The 16,883-nt window shown below is 58.3% G+C and carries 16 protein-coding genes; 12 read left to right on the top strand and 4 right to left on the bottom strand.

The features are described from left to right. The first annotated feature begins 239 nt into the window (after nucleotides 1–239). Nucleotides 240–1,691: a collagen-like triple helix repeat-containing protein gene (locus tag BLW11_RS01360; protein WP_048360239.1), complete on the top strand. Its 1,452-nt coding sequence runs from the start codon at nucleotides 240–242 to the stop codon at nucleotides 1,689–1,691. A gap of 188 nt (nucleotides 1,692–1,879) precedes the next feature. Further along, entirely contained in the window at nucleotides 1,880–3,562 is a 1,683-nt protein-coding gene (locus BLW11_RS01355) for a ShlB/FhaC/HecB family hemolysin secretion/activation protein (protein ID WP_048360238.1), read from the top strand. A gap of 93 nt (nucleotides 3,563–3,655) precedes the next feature. Here the strand turns inward: BLW11_RS01355 and BLW11_RS01350 are convergent, their stop codons facing one another. Both BLW11_RS01350 and BLW11_RS01345 read right to left on the bottom strand, forming a co-directional pair. Further along, nucleotides 3,656–4,069, bottom strand: coding sequence for a response regulator (locus BLW11_RS01350; RefSeq protein WP_048360237.1), 414 nt, complete (start codon nucleotides 4,067–4,069; stop codon nucleotides 3,656–3,658). Between the two features lie 26 nt (nucleotides 4,070–4,095). Then, nucleotides 4,096–4,323, bottom strand: a complete 228-nt coding sequence (locus BLW11_RS01345) for a Flp family type IVb pilin (protein WP_048360236.1) — start codon at nucleotides 4,321–4,323, stop codon at nucleotides 4,096–4,098. A 333-nt stretch (nucleotides 4,324–4,656) separates the two neighbouring features. Here BLW11_RS01345 and cpaB point away from each other — a divergent pair, with 333 nt between their 5' ends. The 8 genes from cpaB to BLW11_RS01305 are packed head-to-tail and all read left to right on the top strand — an operon-like array spanning nucleotide 4,657 to nucleotide 12,070. Next, complete coding sequence (gene cpaB, locus BLW11_RS01340) at nucleotides 4,657–5,592, top strand: Flp pilus assembly protein CpaB (RefSeq protein WP_048360235.1); 936 nt, start codon at nucleotides 4,657–4,659, stop codon at nucleotides 5,590–5,592. A gap of 27 nt (nucleotides 5,593–5,619) precedes the next feature. Beyond that, a complete protein-coding gene (locus BLW11_RS01335; RefSeq protein WP_048360234.1) occupies nucleotides 5,620–6,846 on the top strand; it encodes a type II and III secretion system protein family protein in 1,227 nt (408 codons plus the stop codon). Continuing rightward, the gene (locus BLW11_RS01330) at nucleotides 6,843–8,042 is read left to right on the top strand and encodes a CpaE/TadZ family protein (RefSeq protein WP_048360233.1); all 1,200 of its coding nucleotides are present in this window, start codon (nucleotides 6,843–6,845) and stop codon (nucleotides 8,040–8,042) included. Before BLW11_RS01335 ends, BLW11_RS01330 begins: the two co-directional genes overlap by 4 nt. After that, entirely contained in the window at nucleotides 8,039–9,313 is a 1,275-nt protein-coding gene (locus BLW11_RS01325; RefSeq protein ID WP_048360232.1) for a TadA family conjugal transfer-associated ATPase, read from the top strand. The genes BLW11_RS01330 and BLW11_RS01325 overlap by 4 nt, the downstream gene beginning before the upstream one ends. 10 nt (nucleotides 9,314–9,323) lie before the next feature. Next, the gene (locus BLW11_RS01320; protein WP_048360231.1) at nucleotides 9,324–10,208 is read left to right on the top strand and encodes a type II secretion system F family protein; all 885 of its coding nucleotides are present in this window, start codon (nucleotides 9,324–9,326) and stop codon (nucleotides 10,206–10,208) included. Nucleotide 10,209: 1 nt separating this feature from the next. Continuing rightward, nucleotides 10,210–11,094, top strand: coding sequence for a type II secretion system F family protein (locus tag BLW11_RS01315; RefSeq protein WP_048360230.1), 885 nt, complete (start codon nucleotides 10,210–10,212; stop codon nucleotides 11,092–11,094). A 14-nt stretch (nucleotides 11,095–11,108) separates the two neighbouring features. Next, nucleotides 11,109–11,786, top strand: coding sequence for a tetratricopeptide repeat protein (locus BLW11_RS01310; protein ID WP_048360622.1), 678 nt, complete (start codon nucleotides 11,109–11,111; stop codon nucleotides 11,784–11,786). 17 nt (nucleotides 11,787–11,803) lie between these two features. Continuing rightward, a complete protein-coding gene (locus BLW11_RS01305; protein WP_048360229.1) occupies nucleotides 11,804–12,070 on the top strand; it encodes a DUF3613 domain-containing protein in 267 nt (88 codons plus the stop codon). An 84-nt stretch (nucleotides 12,071–12,154) separates the two neighbouring features. On the opposite strand, the gene BLW11_RS01300 is transcribed toward BLW11_RS01305, so the two are convergent. Together BLW11_RS01300 and BLW11_RS01295 are read right to left on the bottom strand one after the other, a co-directional pair. Next, complete coding sequence (locus BLW11_RS01300; RefSeq protein ID WP_048360228.1) at nucleotides 12,155–12,955, bottom strand: response regulator transcription factor; 801 nt, start codon at nucleotides 12,953–12,955, stop codon at nucleotides 12,155–12,157. A gap of 102 nt (nucleotides 12,956–13,057) precedes the next feature. Further along, on the bottom strand, nucleotides 13,058–13,534 hold the full coding sequence (locus tag BLW11_RS01295; protein WP_048360227.1) for a prepilin peptidase: 477 nt from the start codon (nucleotides 13,532–13,534) through the stop codon (nucleotides 13,058–13,060). 71 nt (nucleotides 13,535–13,605) lie between these two features. Here BLW11_RS01295 and BLW11_RS01290 point away from each other — a divergent pair, with 71 nt between their 5' ends. Together BLW11_RS01290 and BLW11_RS01285 are read left to right on the top strand one after the other, a co-directional pair. Beyond that, nucleotides 13,606–14,067: a TadE/TadG family type IV pilus assembly protein gene (locus tag BLW11_RS01290; RefSeq protein ID WP_048360621.1), complete on the top strand. Its 462-nt coding sequence runs from the start codon at nucleotides 13,606–13,608 to the stop codon at nucleotides 14,065–14,067. Beyond that, nucleotides 14,057–16,807 carry a PAS domain-containing sensor histidine kinase gene (locus BLW11_RS01285; protein ID WP_053069553.1) on the top strand — a complete coding sequence of 917 codons (2,751 nt, stop codon included), beginning with the start codon at nucleotides 14,057–14,059 and terminating at the stop codon, nucleotides 16,805–16,807. Before BLW11_RS01290 ends, BLW11_RS01285 begins: the two co-directional genes overlap by 11 nt. Nucleotides 16,808–16,883 lie beyond the last annotated feature (76 nt).

Here is a 16,883-nt window from a genome sequence, read left to right as displayed (position 1 = left end):
TGCCGGTTTTTTATCGGGTATTAAATAGTGTTGATAAGTAACGTTTTTTTAGAGTTGGTTAGTTCCAAAGTATTAATCAGCAAGCAAGATGATGGCCTTTTTATATAAGGGGTTAATACCAAGTTGAGAATTGTTTGATAAGGCCCTGGGCGTTGTTATGTCAGCACGCGGTGAATGTATCCCTGACGCAGAGCAGGGAACTTTCGAACTCAGGTGTAACAGGTGCAGGGTAATTAATCATGAACACTCAACTGTGGTTGAAAACAAGTACAGCATTACTGTTGGTCATGACCGTCAGCCTGGCTGGCTGCAGCAGCGGTGGTGGCGGCTCCAAGAGCCATGTGTCGGCGAGCACGCCGGATAGCAGCGCCGGCGGCGGTACAGGTGGTGGCGACGGTGGCACGGGCGGCGGCACAGGTGGTGGCGACGGTGGTACTGGCGGCGGCACTGGCGGCACAGGTGGTGGCGATGGCGGTACTGGCGGCGGTACAGGTGGTGGTGGCACCGGTGGTGGCGGTACAGGCGGTGGCGGCACCGGTGGTGGTGGTACAGGCGGTGGCGGTACAGGTGGCGGCGGCACGGGTGCAGGCACCACGCCTCTGGTCACAGGCCAGGTCGTCGGGCAAGTCGGCACGGCTCTTGGCGGCGTGGGCACCACGGTCAGCGGGCTTGGCAGCACCCTGACCACCGTACCTGTGGTGGGCAATCTGGGCGGCGGGCTGGTGGTCAACACCGGTAATGCCGTGACCTCCGTCACCGATGGCCTCACCCACGGCCTGGGCTCGCTGGGTACAGACAAGGACTCGCTTGGCCTCACCGTAGGCGGTGCCACCAATGCAGTCAGTGACCTGGGTAAAGGTGTGTCTTCGGTCGGTACCGGTGTGAGCACTGTGCTGGATAACACCCCGATCAGCCAGATCCCGCTGGTCGGCGGTGTGGTTGGCAAGGTGACTGACGTCACAGGCGGGCTGGTGAATAAAGTGGGCACCACGGTGACCATGCTCGGCAACACGCTGACCACCAACGTGACCAGTGGCCAGTTGGGCAAGGTGACTGGCGGCGTGAATGACAAGGTTCTGGTGCCCGTGATTTCCTTGGTGGAAAACGTGACGGGCAAAGTGGGGACCACGACGGGTCTTGGCGCGCCGGTGGACGGCCTGCTGAACAAGGTCGGCGGTGTCGTGGGCGGGCTGGGCAACAAGGTAACCACGACCGGCGGCGACAACCCGGTCACCTCTCTGGTCGGCGGCGTGCTGGCCGGTGTGGGCGGTGTGGCTGACAAGGCAGGTGGTTACGTGAACCCGGCGGCAGGTACCGGCACAGGCACAGGCACAGGCACTGGTCTGGGTGGTCTTGGCGGGTTGCTGGGTCTGGGTGCAGGTGCGGGCGCAGTTGCCGGCACTGGTACGGGGGCTGGTGTCGGTGTCGGTGCTGGCGTCGGTGCAGGTGCAGGTGTTGGTGCGGGCGCCGTTACTGGCACCGGTGGCACCGCAGGTGGTGGTCTGGGGGCAGGCCTGGGTGCCGGGCTTGGTGGTTTGCTGGGCGTCAAAGTAGATTCAGGCAGCACCGGCAGCACCGGCAACACAGGTGCAGCCGCGGGTGGTACGGGTACAGCGGGTGGTTTGGGTGGTCTGGGTGGTGCTCTTGGGGGAGTGCTTGGCGGGCTGGGCAACTTGGGCAAGAAAAACTGACGATATTGCACCTGGCCGGTTCGACGGCCGTACCTACAGCGCCTACTCTTGGTTGGGACGGGAGATTCAGATGAGTCTCTCGTCTTTTTTCATGTGCAGGTTGTAGGACTGATGCTCGGGAAGCTTCGCGCATGTCGCAAAGGTGAAGCCCCCTCGTTATGCCGCTGTAGTTGAACATGGAGAGTCATATGCGTAATTGCGTCCCCTTTTTGTTATTGGCACTGGTCCCGTATGCGGGCGCCGAGCCACTTCCCCGCTTCCTCAATAGCAACGACAGCATGCAAAACCTGCCCTCACCCAATTTGCCGGTGGATGCCTATCGCCCGTCGGCACCTGCGCTGGAACTGCCAAAACCTGCCGCCGCTGAGGCACAGCCCTTACAGATGGGCACCCGGCTGACCATCCGCAAGTTACAGATCGAAGGTGGCACGGTGTACCCGCTCACCGAACTGGGTGCTGCGTACAAGCCGTTGCTGGGCCATGAAATCACTCTGGCCCAATTGATTGAAGCGACCCGCAGCATCACTCAGCGCTACCAGGATGACGGCTATTTATTGTCGTACGCGTTTTTGCCCCCGCAGAACTTCGACCAGGGCTTGGTGCGTGTGGTGCTGGTTGAAGGCTATATCCGTGATTACCAGGTAGACGGCGATGTGGGGCGGGTTAAAGGCTTCATTGATGAACTGGTGGACAAGCTCAAGGGCGAGCGCCCCCTGACCCGTAAAACCTTCGACCGTTACAGCACCTTGATGAGCCGGATTCCCGGCGTGACCTTACAGGCGCAAGTGCCGCCGCCGGGTACCACTGATGGCGCATCGACGTTGCATGTCAGTGCCAGCCGCCAGCCGTTCACCACCAGCATGAGCCTTACCGAGGGCAGTCGAGACAGTACTCAGGCGCTGTTCGGGATCAGCAGCAACTCGCAAACAGCCATGGCGGAGCAGTTGACCTTGAGCGGGTTGTTCCCGCCGGGCAGTGACAAGGAGCACTACTACCGCCTCGATTACTCACAGTACCTGAACGCCGAAGGCACGCAGTTGAACCTGTATGGCGCCAGTTATCGCAGTGACCCCAGCACCAGCATTGCCACCAGCGACGGCTTTGAGCTCAAGCCCCATCGCGAAAATGACCGCTTCTCGATTGGCGTCAGCCACCCGTTGATTGCAGCACCCAGTGAATGGCTCAGCGTCGCTACCCGGTTGTATGGGGTCAATGACAATACGGACTACAAGGTGGTCGGCTACAACCAGACCATCAGCGAAAAAACCAACACCCGTGCACTGGCGTTTGAAGGTGACTGGCGCAAGTCCGATGCCAGGCAATTGCGTATTTTCAGTGCCGGTGTGTACCAGGGGATAAACGGGTTGGGTGCCAAGAGCGAAACCAACCTGACCAGCAGCCACTACGACCTGGATTTCTTCCGTTTGCGTTTGTCGGGCGTGCAGAGCGACGGTTACTTCGACAACTGGCAGGGCGTGATGTCGGGCGCCTTGTACTGGACGGATGACAGCTTGCCTGACAGCGAACGGGCGGTTTTCGGTGGGCAGAATTTCGGCCGTGGCTACCCGGATGATCAAGCGTCGGGGGATAAAGGTTGGGGCGTGGCGTATGAGTTGAACTACAGCTTTAACCGCGACGGTGAATGGGTGAAGTTGTTGCAACCCTATGCGGCGCTGGACAGGGCCAAAACCTGGTACAACGAACTGCCTTTGAAGGGATCGGATATGTCATCGGCGGCAGTGGGGTTGCGCTTTGGGGATAAACGTTACTACAACATCGCTCTGGAAGTGGCCAAGCCCATGTCGGATATTGCATTGGACAGCTTTAACCGCCGGCCGCGTTATACCCTGAGTTTCAGTTATCAGTTATAAGCTGCCTATATAAAGACTGCCGCCGGCTGCGAGCTTCTAATAGTTAAGAAGCTCGCAGACTGCGGCAGTTTTTATAGGGTTTAACGATAAGGTTTAAGGCGTGGCCATATGCATTTTTGCAGGTTTCGGGAAAAGGTTTTCGAGGGTGTCGAGCAGGCGTACGTGATAAATGGGTTTGCGGAAAAGGTCCAGTACCTGCAGACGCAAGAGGTCGCTGACATCGTCCATATCAGCGTGCCCCGAGATGACAATCACCGGTAAATGCTGGCGCGATGTGTGTTCACGCAGGCGCTTGATCAGGTCTATACCGCTGCTTTCAGGCATGCGCAGGTCAGTGATGACCAGTGCAATGTCCGGATGCCGGGTCAACTGCTGAAGGGCGAGTGTGACTGACGTTGCCGTAAAGCAACAAAAGTCCTCGCCCTCCAACAGTTCTGCCAACTCCAACAGTGCGTCCTCCTCATCATCAACCAGGAGTAGCTGTTGGCGTGGTGAGGAAAGGGGCATGTTAGTCACTCGTCATAAATAATTAATTAGGCTGGAGCAGGCGGATTCAGACCGGTTTTGATCTTGGTGAATATGCCAGTTACAGCGGTTTGTACATCGGGTGAAAGCCCCGCAATAACGACCGCCACCATTGCCGCAATAATGGCGTATTCAATACCTGAAGCGCCCTCTGTTTGTTGTGCAAAACGCTTGGCCTGTTGCGACAGGAATACTTTAGTCGGCACATACACTTTCAGAACAGTATTTAACATCATCTGACTTCTCCTTCGTGCACCGGGTCGGGCACTGCATAACAATGGCGCTACATGATTTCTATGTGCCACCACAGCATTGGCAATAAAACACTTTCCTACAACTGTAACAATGGACTAATTACAAAGCATTAATCCGAATTTGCATTTAAAAAATGTGTGGTCAATCAAAGTATTGAGGTTTGGGCGAAGATTTTTTCACCCGCTAATGGCATTTTGCTTTACCTGAGCTATTTTTAAATAGCGAAAGGTTTCAATTGCGTCATTGGTTCATAGCTGCCTGATTGTGAATGGGTTTTTTTAATCTGCCGTACGCAGCGGTAAATGGAGTTTTTAATGAACAATCGACGCAGCTTGATACTGGCCGCCATTTTGTTTGTCGGTGCTATTGCCGCCGGTTATTGGGGGCTGGTGTTGAGCCGGCAGCAGCCTGTTGCCGCAGTGCCTGTGACCCAGGTGGTCGAGCAGGGTGTAGCGGCTGCTGAAGACAAAACCCGCAAGGCAGTGGTGGTGCTGGCCCGCGATGTCCCCCCGAATGTGGCCTTGACGGCCGATGATCTGATCCTGGAAAAACTCACCACTGCACCGGCTGGCAGCCTGACTGCGATTGATCAGGCGGTGGGCCGTACGCCGTGGCGCAGTCTGGCGGCGGGCACCTGGCTCAGTGAGCAAAGCTTCGAGGCGGGTGGGCCATTGGCTCGCATGATTCGCCCGGATGAACGCGCACTGGCAGTAGGCATTGACGAAGTCAGCGGTGCGGGCGGGCAACTGACCCCGGGCGACTACGTCGATATCTTGCTGTTCTTGCGTCAGGACACCGCCAACCCCCAGCAGTCGGCTCAGGTGGTACTGCCCGCAGTACGTGTACTGAGTGTGGGTGAAGAACTGGGCCTGACCAGTGACGGAAAGCTGGCCAACCAGCCGAAAAACGCCGAAGAAGCACTCAAGCTGGAGCAACGCCGCGCCAGTGCGCGCACCGCCGTGCTGGCAGTGCCTGAACCTCTGCTCAATCAACTGATGCTTGCCACTCAAGCCGGGACTTTGCGTCTGGCCGTGCGCAGCGCCCAGGAGCAGCGCTTGAGCAAATATTGGGCGGGTGAGCAGGAGTCCCCGACCAACCTTGAGAACGCCAAACGCAGCCTGTATCAATTCAACCAACTGGCTATGGCCGGCCCGGTAAGAGCGCCAGTAATCAGTAACCCCGGTGCGCCTCGTGTGCGTGGTACCGAAATTATTCGTGGCAATCAGATGGCCCAACAGCCTGCCCAATAAAAATCCTGATTCTAAAGGAAGCACAGCATGAGCCACCGTTGCGTACCGTTATACAAACGTGCTGCCTGGACGCTGATCTTAAGCAGCTTGCCCCTTGAAATGGCCTTGGCCGCGTCAAGCAATTGTGCGGCACTCGAACAGATGCCGTCGGTCGTGGAAGTGATCCAGGGAGCCCAACAGGCACTGGAGTCTCCGGTCAGCGTGACCCGTATTGCAGTCGGTGACCCGACCGTCGCCGACGTACACGTCAATGGCAGTAACTCCTTTTTGCTCACGGGTGTAGCGCCGGGCACCACCAGCCTGATGATCTGGACCGCCTGCTCGAAAACGCCCCGCCAGAGCATGGTCTTCGTCAAGGGTAAAGCCTCGGCGGGCCTGACCAGTACAGCCCTGTCGCCTTCCGCGGACCCTACCTTGCCGAGCCAGGTGCAAACCGATATCCGCTTTGTCGAAGTGAGCCGCACCAAACTGCAGGAAGCCAGCACCTCGATCTTCGGTATGGGCAGCGACTTTCTGATCGGCTCGCCGGGTTCGTTGATTACCTCGGCGGCCAACGTCATCACCGGTGGGCCACCCGCCAACAACAAGTTCTTCAACGTCGGCTTCGGCGGTGGTCGCGTGCGGGCCATGATTAATGCCCTGGAAGGCAGCGGCTTTGCCTACACCCTGGCGCGTCCAAGCCTGGTGGCCCTCAGTGGGCAAAGTGCAACGTTCCTTGCGGGTGGCGAAGTGCCGATCCCGGTTCCGAGCAGCGGCAGCGATAACGTGTCGATCGAATACAAAGAGTTCGGTATCCGCCTCACGCTGACCCCGACCGTGGTGGGGCGTGATCGCATCCTGCTCAAGGTCGCACCTGAGGTCAGCGAGCTGGACTACACCAATGCGGTGAATATCGCCGGGACATTGGTGCCGGGTCTTAATGTTCGTCGTACCGATACCAGCATTTCCCTGGCCGATGGCGAGAGCTTCGTGATCAGTGGTTTGATCAGTTCGAAAAACAGCGCCCAGGTAAACAAATTCCCGGGGCTGGGAGAAATCCCGATTCTGGGTGCATTTTTCCGTGACTCCAACACCAGCAGCGAAGAGAAAGAACTGCTGATGATCGTGACGCCGCACCTGGTTCAGCCGTTGGCGGCCAATGCGCAACTGCCGTCCCTGCCGGGCGAGAATCTGCGCAACTACGACCCTAACTGGTACCGCTTGTACTTCCTGGAAAACGGCAATTTCAATAGCCGCAGCGGGTTATCTCAATGAGCCAAAGCCTTAGCCAGACGTTTCTCGCGCTGACGCGCAACAACACCGATCTCGAGTGGCTGCAGGGTGCGTTGGCACCCTTGGGCCAAGTGGTGGGTGCAGGCACCAGTAGCCTGGATGAACTGTTGGCATTGGTTGATGTGACGTTCGCCGGGTTGATCTTTGTGGGGCTGGATCGCGAAAAAGTGGTGGCCCAGTGCGCGCTGATTGAAAGTGCGCTGGAGGCCAAGCCGATGCTGGCCATTGTCGCCCTGGGTGACGGTATGGATAACCAGCTGGTGCTCAATGCCATGCGTGCCGGGGCACGGGACTTTGTGGCCTATGGCTCTCGCTCCAGCGAAGTGGCGGGCTTGGTTCGCCGCTTGAGCAAGCGTTTGCCACCGGTGGCGCCGAACGCCGAACTGGGCGGCCTGAGTGTGCTGTTCGGTGCCCAATGCAATGCCGACGGGGCATTGCTCGCCAGTCATTTGGGGCTGGTGGTGCAAAAGAGTAATCAGAGAACCCTGTTTCTGGACCTGGGCGTGCCCCGTGGTGATGGCCTGGCCCTGATGGGCCTTGAGAGTTCGTTTTTCTTTGGTGATGCCTTGCGCCATCTGCGGCGCCTGGACAGTACCTTGATTGACAGCGCCTTTACCAAGGCAGAGGGCGGGTTGCGGGTTCTGGCCCACAGCGACAACGACGAATCACTGGAGTCAACCAGTGCGGCCGAGTTGTATATGTTGCTCAGCGCCTTGCGCATGCACTTTCAGCACATCGTGGTGAACCTTACGGGCCAGCCTGACAGTGATGCGTTGCGTACGTTCGTCAGCCATTGCGACACCTTGATGTGGTACACCGACCAAAGTGTGCTCGATTGCCGGCGCAACCTGGACGTGCTCAACCTTTGGCGTGCCAAGGGTATGAAACTTGATCATGCGGGGTTGTTGGTCGATCGTTACCTGAGCGGTGTGGCCCCCAGTGCCGATGCGCTGGTCAAGAGTTTTGGTTTTCCGGTGATGGCCACGCTGCCACTGAGCCCTGAGTTGCGAATCAACGCCAAGAACCAGGCCGCGACCTTGTTTGATTTGGCCCCGCGAGAAGCCCTGAGCCTGGGGTTGAAAAAACTGGGTGAGCAACTGACCCGGCGTTCACAGGCATCCGAGCAGGCGGTTTCCGGGCCTGCCGCGTGGTTGAACCGCCTGTGGGGGGCTAAATGAGCAATGAACAACTATTTGGCTCAGGCCTGTACAAGGACGGCCGGGCGGACCATGACGGTCTGAAACTGGTACTGCACCGCTACATCATCGACGCCATTGAGGAGACCGGCAAAAACCTGCTGGAAGATTCGCGGGTGATCCTGTCGCAATTCGTCACCGAGCGGGTTGCCGAGTATGTGTCGCGCCTGCACCTGGCGATTTCCCGCTATGAGATGGAACGCCTGGCCGAAGAAATCGTCGACGAACTGACCGGGTTCGGCCCGCTGGAAGTGCTGCTGCGCGACCCGGCCGTGACGGAAATTCTGGTCAACGGCCCTCACCGGGTGTTTGTGGAACGCGAGGGCTTGTTGAGCCGAAGCGATCTGCGTTTTATCGACGATCATCATGTTGAGCGGGTGATGCAGCGCATTTTGGCGCCCCTGGGTCGGCGCCTGGACGAGTCCTCGCCGATGGTGGATGCACGCCTGCCCGATGGCAGTCGGGTCAACGCGATCATTCCGCCGATTGCACTGGATGGCCCGTGCCTGTCGATCCGGAAATTTCGCAAGGACATGCTTCAAGGCACCGACCTGGTCGCGATGCAAACCATCGATCAGGCGATCTATGAATTCTTTCAGGAGTCGGTGGGCAAGCGCTGCAATATCTTGATCAGCGGCGGTACCGGTACCGGTAAAACCACACTGCTCAATATTTTGAGCCAGCTGATCAACCCCCACGAACGTCTGGTCACCATCGAAGACGTGGCTGAATTGCAACTCGGTCACCCTCACGTGGTGCGCCTTGAAACCCGCCCGCCCAATGCCGAAGGGCATGGCGAGGTCAAATCCAGCGACCTGATCCGCAACGCCCTGCGGATGCGCCCGGACCGCATCATTCTCGGTGAGATTCGTGGCGTGGAAGTGCTCGATGTGTTGACCGCGATGAACACCGGCCACGATGGTTCGATGAGCACCGTGCACGCCAACACCGCACAAGATGCCTTGCTGCGACTGGAAACCCTGGTGGGCCTGACGGGCCGCACGGTGGCGGAAAAAACCCTGCGCCAGATGATCTGCGCCGCACTGGACGTGATCATCCAGCTCACGCGCATGCCTGATGGTCGGCGGTGCGTCAGTGAGGTGCTGGAAGTGGTCGGGGTGCGTGACGATGTGTATGTGACCAACACCCTGTTCCGGCTGGACAAGCGCACGGGCTTTGGCTTTATGCGCGAAGCCTTGAACCCGGCAGGCGACAAGTTGCGTCGTGACCCCATTTTGAACGCTCACGGCTGAGGCACTGCTTATGATCCCGGCCCTACTGCTTTTTACCATCAGTTTTCTGATGTTCTCGTTATCCATGAACCTGGTGTACCGCGCCCTGCGTGACCCCACAACCAGCCGGGTGCTCGACCGCCTGGGCGAAAGCCAGCCGCAGTTTGCGGAAAAAATCCAGGGCGTCGCGTGGCTGGACCGGGCATTTTTGCAGGCCGGTCTGGGTCGTCCTTCTGAGCGTCTGGGCCTGTGGCTGTCGTTATGGGCGGTGGCGATAGTGCTGGCCGGCCTGCTCGGCGGCTGGTGGTTTTTCCTCGCCTTTGTGGTGTTACCGCCGGTGCTGCTCAAGGTGTTTGTCAGTTGGCGTTACCACCGTCGGGTGCGGCGCATGGTTGAACAACTGCCGCTATTGCTCGACCACAGTGTGCGTAGCCTGAAGGCTGGCCGCACCTTGACCGATGCGGTGCTGCACGCGATTGAAGCCTCTAGTGACCCGCTCAAAAGCAGTATCGGCCGGGTGTCGCGCAGCGTGCAGATGGGGGTGAGTTTGCCCGAGGCAGTGCAAGACTTTGCCGAGCTGTATGAGCGCGACGAATTTCGCATGTTTGCCCTTGGGTTGAAGGTCAACCATCGCTACGGCGGCAACGCCAGCGAGCTGCTGGAAAACCTGATCGTACTGATCCGCGAACGCGATCAAGGGGCTCGCAGGTTGAGGGCCATGACCGGTGAAACCCGCATGACGGCTTTGGTGCTGGGTATGTTGCCGGTGTTTGTGGTGGGGTTCTTCATGGCCACCAACCCCAACTACATGATCAAAATGTGGCAAGACGGCGGAGGCCAACACATGCTCCTGACGGCGCTTGCGATGCAAATAATTGGCAGCGTGGCGTTGTGGCGCATGGTTCGGAGCGTATGACATGGCCTTTTTGATTTGCGCAGTTTTACTGCTTGGCGCCATGGGGTTGTTGATCAACAACGTGGTTCAGGAACGCCTGAGTCAGCAGCGGGTGATGCAGCGCCTGGAAGGTGACCAGGCCGGGCCGGGCAAGCTCAGCCTGTGGATGCGGGCGGTGGGCAACAGCAAGTTTGGCCAGCGCTCGGTCACGATGGACAGCGAGACCCAGACCCTGCTCAACCGCGTGGGCTGGCGCACCGCAAGCCAGCGTTCGTTGTTTGCCGCCTTTCAGATCGGGACACCGTTTGCGTTTGCCGGGTTGGTATTTCTGGGGCACGAACTGTTCTTCCCGAAGTCGGGCAACCTGTTGGTCGTGCTGCTGTTGTCTCTTGCCGTGGGGTATCTGATCCCCAAGCGGCTGTTGGCTTTCGCTGCCAAACAGCGCCAGCAGGAAGTGGCGGTGGAGGTGTCGACCTTTATCCCCTTGCTGCGCATCCTCTTCGAGTCGGGCATGGCGGTCGAGCAAGCGCTGCGGGTGCTGAGCCAGGAAGGAAGGCAGTTGCTGCCGATACTGACCGGCGAATTGCGGGTCGTGCTCAATCGGGTGGACTCGGGACTGGAATTGACTCAGGAACTGAGCAAAACCGCGAGCTTGCTGGAGGTGGATGAGTTCAATGACACCTGCGTGATCCTTCAACAATTGATTCAGCAGGGCGGCGGCGCGATGAAGTCGTTGCAGGCGCTCAAGGAGTTGCTTGATGACCGGCGCCTGACACGCATGGAGGAATACATCTCCAAAATGTCCGCCAAAATGTCGGTAGTGATGATGGTGTTCCTGTTCCCAGCGTTGATGATTGTTCTGGCCGGGCCGAGTTTTGTCGCTATCTCACGAGCCTTTCTCTCTTGATCAGGGGTATGAACATGAAAGCTGTCATCGTCGTATGCGCACTGCTGATGCTGGGCGGGTGTGCGACCGGAGGAGGCGGGCTGGGCATGGGCGCCAGCTGTTCCAAGTTGAGTAACGATCAGGAACTGGCGCTGAGTCTGGCGGACAACATGGCCAAAGAGGGCAAGTTGCACGCCAGCCTGGCCAACCTGCAAAGCCTGCCGGAGCGTTCGGCACAGGTACAACTGCGCAAGGCGCGGATCTACCGTCAGTTGGGCCGCAATGAGGCCGAGCCTTTGTATAAAGGTTTGTTGGGCAGTTGCCTGGCCGCTGAGGGCGAGCATGGCCTGGGCCAGTTGGCGGCAGGGCGCGGCGATAACGCGCTGGCGACGACCCATCTGGAACGTGCAGCACAAATGGCCCCGACCAACGACAAAATTCGAAATGACCTGGGTGTGGTTTACCTCAACCAACGTCGGATCAATGAGGCGCGGTTTGAGTTTTTGACCGCTCTGGAGCTCAAACAGGACGACTCACTGGCAGCGGAGAACCTGGTGACCTTGCTGATTTACCAGGACCAGTGGAAGCAGGCTTCAGAACTGGTGACCCGTGCCGGATTGACCTCCGAGCAAGTGAGTAATGCACAGTCCCGTGCACAAGCGTTGAAGGCCCAAGCCAAGGCAGCCAGTAACCAGGTGGCTGTCGTCAAATAATAAGTTGGAGGTTTGCCATGACTTTTTACATGCGTGTGGGGGTGCTGTTAGCCCTGGTGCCACTTGGCGCGATGGCCATCGAGCCAGGACCTGCGTCCAGAAACCAACAGGAAACCGAACACTGGTTGCAGCTTCAAATCAGCGGCAATGCTCAATCGCCGGTGCGTCAGGTGGCAACGCCGGCCGAGCGCGAGCAAAGCCTGCAGCGCTGGCTGGACAGCTACAAACACGAAATTCCTGAGTATTACAAACAGGATGAGGGCGGCAAGGCCAAGCAGAATTGAGTACGCATTCTGTGGGAGTCAGCTCCCACAGGATTTGCGGCAGACGTACAGGCTACGGCATACGGGCTTGGCGTTACTCAGCGCTTAAAGCGCACTTTGCCGGTGTTGTTGAGACGGGCTGTTAGGGGACAAGGCGAGAGCCAGTTGGGTGCGATTGTTCATGTGGGTAAGGCGCAGCACTTGCGACACGTAGAGCTTAACCGTGTTTTCAGTGATGCCCAGGTCGCAGGCGATCTGGTAGTTGGTCTGGCCTTTACTCACCAGTTTGGCGACGTCCATCTGGCGCGGTGACAGCTGTTTGAAAATGGTCGGGATCTGTTGCCAGGTACCCTCGCTCGAGTCTTGCTGGTCTGTACTTTGAGACGCCGTTTTGGGAGGGCGTCGAGCTGACTCCATGTCTTGATACAGGTCGTCGATGGACTCGGCCAGATATTGCAGCTTTTGGTTCAGGTGGCCCAGCTGATCGCTTTTATGGCGTTCGCGCAAAATGCCTTCCTGGCGCTGGACACCTTCGAGCAATTCATTGAGATCAACCGGCTTCTGATAGTAATCGGCGATGCCGATACGCAGGGCCTTGATCACATCCTGCTTGTCTGCACGGCCGGTCAGCAAAATGCTTTCAAAGGCGCGGTGTTTGCCGGCGAGTTTTTGCAAGTGCTGGGTCAGTTCGATGCCATTCATCTCTGGCATATGCAAGTCGCACAGCACCAGACCAATGTCTGTATCTGCAACGAATGCACTGATCGCTTCACGGGTGGTATTGCAAGGCACGCAACGGTAACCGCTGCTTTCTAGGAACTCGCACAGTTCTTCAACAATCAACGGTTGATCGTCGACCACGAGTACTTTTATTAGAGGATTGTGTGTATTCACGCGGTTCTCCATCCTGGTAAACCAATCAGGGACTTCTTTGATCCATTCACTTGAATGGACTGATTAAAACGTAGACCTACTTTACTACTATGTACAAGGTATTAATCCCTCATATCAACTAGTTAGAAGCCACATTGTCAGGGTAAAACCGCCTAACAGGAAGGGTGCAAAGGGAAGCTTTTTTGACACTGGTCCATTCTCTTCAAACGAATAGATCCTAAGTTGTTGATTCACTAAAGGCAGGATTTTTGACGCGAACAGCCACCACAGGGCGGTACACACACCGGCTCCGATCAGGGTTCCCAAAATTGTCAGACGATCGGTTGCCAGCGCCAGAGCAATCAGCAGCTTTACATCACCGGCGCCGAGCTTGTTCAGCGCATAGCCGGGCAGGGTCAGCACCAACGCGATCAGCAGCGCCCAGCCGCCTTCGGCCGCGCTTGCTCCGAGCCAGGTATGGCCTGACCCGAGCAGATACAGCAACGCCAGTGCGGCGGCACCAAAGGTCAGGACGTTGGAAATCTGACGCTGGAGAAGGTCTTGAATGGAGCAGGCTATGAACCACAGAAACACCACACATAACTGGATCACGTAATTAACGTCCCTTTTTTACCAATGATTCTATGATGATATTACTGTCGATTGTCAGGGTAGACGCAGCCATGAAAGCAATACTTCCAAAAAAGCAGAAAGGCGCCGCAGCGATTGAGTTTGCGCTGGTGTTTGTGATTTTTTTTGCAGTGCTCTACGGCGTCCTCAGCTACAGCCTGCCGCTGCTGCTGATACAGTCATTTAATAATGCGACGTCCGAAGCGGTCCGCCGCAGCATGGCGGTCGACCCGGCAGCACCTGACTATAAAACGTCGGTGGAAACGCTGGCCAAGAGCGTACTGAAAGAAAAGCTGACCTGGGTGCCTGCTGCCGTAAAAGGCATTATCCCGAATGCGACATTTGACCTGAACACCAGAATACTGACCGCCACCGTTACGCTTCCGCGAGAGGGCTTGAGCAGCATCATGCCGGTACTCAAATTGGGAGTGATCACGGTGCCTGATCTGCCACCGCTCCTGACGGCCCAGTCGAGTGCTCAACTTGTCCCGTTGAGTGTCAAACTTGGCCAGTAATGAAGGGCTGTTCGGGCGATTGTCGGGACGGACCGACAATCGCTTGCCTGAATCCACAGATCCGCAGTTGCATACCCATGCGGGCATCCAGTTGATGCTCGATCATCAAGGCTACGTCACAGACATTCACGGCCTGCAGCGTTACGGCCTGGCGCGCTCAAGCGGCGACGGCGCACCGCGCCTGTTGCTGAGCTATATGGTGCCGGGCAGCACGCTGGCGCTCGAAGGCGTACCGGCAGACTGGGTCGGCCACAGCCTTGACCTGGACTTTCAATGCGCGGGGCTGCGCGTGGTCCATACCCGGGGCTGGGTTCAGCCACAGGGCGACGGTTGGCTTTTACAGCTGCTGGATATCAGTGACTTGCGCCTTGGCAGCCAGCAGGCCAGCAATCGCGAGCGCTGCACCCAACTGACCCTGGGCCTGAGCGAGCAATTGCGCCGGTGCAGTACGGTGCGTTTGCCTGAAGTGATGCACGAAGCGTTGCGCAGCGTGGCCCAGCATGGGCGTGTGCCCTGCATGGCCCTGGCCGTGCGCGATGAGGCGCAGTCCGGCTGGTACATGCACAGCGCCTACCATGCTTTTGACGCCCCCGAACTCTGGACGCTGGAGCAGAACCTCGGCAGCTTGCTTGAGCCGTTCAACGGGCCGGCGCCCCAGCGTGTTGAACGCGACGGCAACCCCCGGCTCAACGACCTGTTTGGCAATGCCGATGGCGTGCTGGTGCCGTACAGCGATCAGCAAGGGCTGTGCGCGTGGTTGATGCTGGGTTTTTACCCGGCCTCCCTGCACGGACCGCAGATGAGCGACAGCGACTGGTTGCAGGTATGCGCCGCATTGGCCGGGCCACTGGTGGGTCGTTTGCGCGAGCAGCAACATCTGCAACAGAGCGAACGTACGGAAGCCCTGCAAGGGTTCCTGGGCGCGGGCTGGTGGGAGTGGTCGGCTACCAGCGAGTGCCTGCAACTGGCCCCGCAACTGGCGGCGAACCTGACACCCACGGCCGATCTGCTGCCACTGACCCTCGAGGCCTGGCTGGCGCTGTTTCATCCTGCTGACCGGGATGAGCTCAGAGGCCGCTTCAATGAGCTGCTGGAACATGGCAAGGCGTTATCGTTGTTCGCGAGAGTGCACCAGCCTCAGAGCACGCAGCCTGCCCAGTGGTATCGGATTCAGGGCCAGGCACAGGGGATCGGTACCCGGCGGCGTATCGTGGGTTTTATGCTGGATGTCAGCGACATCAAGAATCAACAGCAGCAAATTGCTGCCGCCCACGCGCGGCTGGACAACCTGATTGCCAGTTCGCCTGCCGTGATCTATGTGCAGCGCTATGCCGAAGGTGCGCTGCTGCCCGTGTTCTTCAGTGACAGCCTCAAGCCCTTGCTGGGCTGGACACTAGAGGAATGCACGAGCACTGCCTTGATCGAGTGGATCCACCCCGACGATCGTGAGCAGTATTTTGAGCGCACGCGCCAGTTGCTGCGTGAAGGCAGCGCCCGCAGTCGGTATCGCCTGCGTGATCGACGCGGCGATTACCACTGGTTGCTGGATGAGGCCAAGCTGTTGCGCGACGACCTGGGCTTGCCCGTTGAAGTGGTCGGGTTGTGGCTGGACATCACCGAAGCAACTGAAGCGGCTGAACGGGTCAAAAGCAGTGAGGAACGCTATCGGATTCTGGTTGAAGACTCGCCTGCCATGATTTGCCGTTACCTGCCAGACCTGACCCTGACCTTCGGTAATCAGCCGCTGGCCAGCTATCTGGAGTGTACGACCGGGCAACTGCCGGGGATCAATCTGAGCAGCTGGCTCTCCAGCGAACAGCGCGAGGCATTTGTGCAGCGCATTGAGGGTTTGACCCCGGAGTCCCCGGTCAGCTCGGCTGAAATCAGCCTGCAACTGCCGGGGCGTGAGTATGCGTGGTGGGTGTGGTCGGACCGGGGCATCTTCGACGAACAGGGCAACCTGCTGGAAGTACAGGCCGTGGGGCGCGACAACACCGAACTGCGCCGCTCACAGCAGCAACTGACCCACAGCGCGAAAATGGCCACCCTTGGCGAAATGGCCACGGGGCTGGCGCACGAAATCAACCAGCCGTTGAACGTGATGCGCATGGCCATCGTCAACGTGCTCAAACGCCTGAGCAACGGCGATGTGCAGATCGATTACCTGCAAGACAAACTCACCCGTATCGACGGGCAGGTTCAGCGTGCGGCACGGGTGGTCGACCACTTGCGGGTGTTTGGTCGGCGTTCGGAGATCGAGCAGAAAGTCTTCAACCCGGCGCTGGCGCTGGAGGGCACCCTGGCCTTGCTCGGCGAAGGGTTGCGGGGTAAAGGCGTGAAGCTGCGCAGCGAAGGTCTGGCTTGCGACGTACAGGTGCGTGGTCATGCCGATCAGCTTGAGCAAGTGCTGATCAACCTGATGGTCAACGCCCGTGATGCGCTGATGAGCAAACGCGAAGCCGATCGCGACTTTGAGCCCTGGATTGCCCTGAGTATCGAATCTGATGCCCAGAATGTGCACCTGAGAGTGGACGACAACGCTGGCGGCATCGACCCGCGCCTGCTGGAGCGGATCTTCGAGCCATTCTTCACCACCAAGCCCATAGGTTTGGGCACGGGTTTGGGGTTGTCCGTGAGCTACGGAATTATCGACAACATGGGTGGGCGGCTGAGTGTGAGCAACACCGGGCACGGCGCCCGGTTTTCTGTGGAGTTGCCGGTAGTTGAAGTGCAGGTTTGAGGTGCAGCGATATCTGTGGCCGCTGACGACACTGCGAGTGCTGCCTACTCGAACGCAGCCTCGTTCTACTCGTCAG

This window comes from Pseudomonas deceptionensis, assembly GCF_900106095.1.
GTDB classification, from domain to species: domain Bacteria; phylum Pseudomonadota; class Gammaproteobacteria; order Pseudomonadales; family Pseudomonadaceae; genus Aquipseudomonas; species Aquipseudomonas deceptionensis.
This window is presented reverse-complemented; position numbering and strand designations above follow the sequence as displayed.

Excerpts from the sequence above, each read along its gene's own strand:
- cpaB (WP_048360235.1), top strand. The coding sequence starts at position 4,657 with ATGAACAATCGACGCAGCTTGATACTGGCCGCCATTTTGTTTGTCGGT.
- BLW11_RS01360 (WP_048360239.1), top strand. The coding sequence starts at position 240 with ATGAACACTCAACTGTGGTTGAAAACAAGTACAGCATTACTGTTGGTC.
- BLW11_RS01320 (WP_048360231.1), top strand. The coding sequence starts at position 9,324 with ATGATCCCGGCCCTACTGCTTTTTACCATCAGTTTTCTGATGTTCTCG.
- BLW11_RS01300 (WP_048360228.1), bottom strand. The coding sequence starts at position 12,955 with ATGGAGAACCGCGTGAATACACACAATCCTCTAATAAAAGTACTCGTG.
- BLW11_RS01325 (WP_048360232.1), top strand. The coding sequence starts at position 8,039 with ATGAGCAATGAACAACTATTTGGCTCAGGCCTGTACAAGGACGGCCGG.
- BLW11_RS01290 (WP_048360621.1), top strand. The coding sequence starts at position 13,606 with ATGAAAGCAATACTTCCAAAAAAGCAGAAAGGCGCCGCAGCGATTGAG.
- BLW11_RS01310 (WP_048360622.1), top strand. The coding sequence starts at position 11,109 with ATGAAAGCTGTCATCGTCGTATGCGCACTGCTGATGCTGGGCGGGTGT.
- BLW11_RS01315 (WP_048360230.1), top strand. The coding sequence starts at position 10,210 with ATGGCCTTTTTGATTTGCGCAGTTTTACTGCTTGGCGCCATGGGGTTG.
- BLW11_RS01335 (WP_048360234.1), top strand. The coding sequence starts at position 5,620 with ATGAGCCACCGTTGCGTACCGTTATACAAACGTGCTGCCTGGACGCTG.
- BLW11_RS01350 (WP_048360237.1), bottom strand. The coding sequence starts at position 4,069 with ATGCCCCTTTCCTCACCACGCCAACAGCTACTCCTGGTTGATGATGAG.
- BLW11_RS01355 (WP_048360238.1), top strand. The coding sequence starts at position 1,880 with ATGCGTAATTGCGTCCCCTTTTTGTTATTGGCACTGGTCCCGTATGCG.
- BLW11_RS01305 (WP_048360229.1), top strand. The coding sequence starts at position 11,804 with ATGACTTTTTACATGCGTGTGGGGGTGCTGTTAGCCCTGGTGCCACTT.
- BLW11_RS01330 (WP_048360233.1), top strand. The coding sequence starts at position 6,843 with ATGAGCCAAAGCCTTAGCCAGACGTTTCTCGCGCTGACGCGCAACAAC.
- BLW11_RS01345 (WP_048360236.1), bottom strand. The coding sequence starts at position 4,323 with ATGATGTTAAATACTGTTCTGAAAGTGTATGTGCCGACTAAAGTATTC.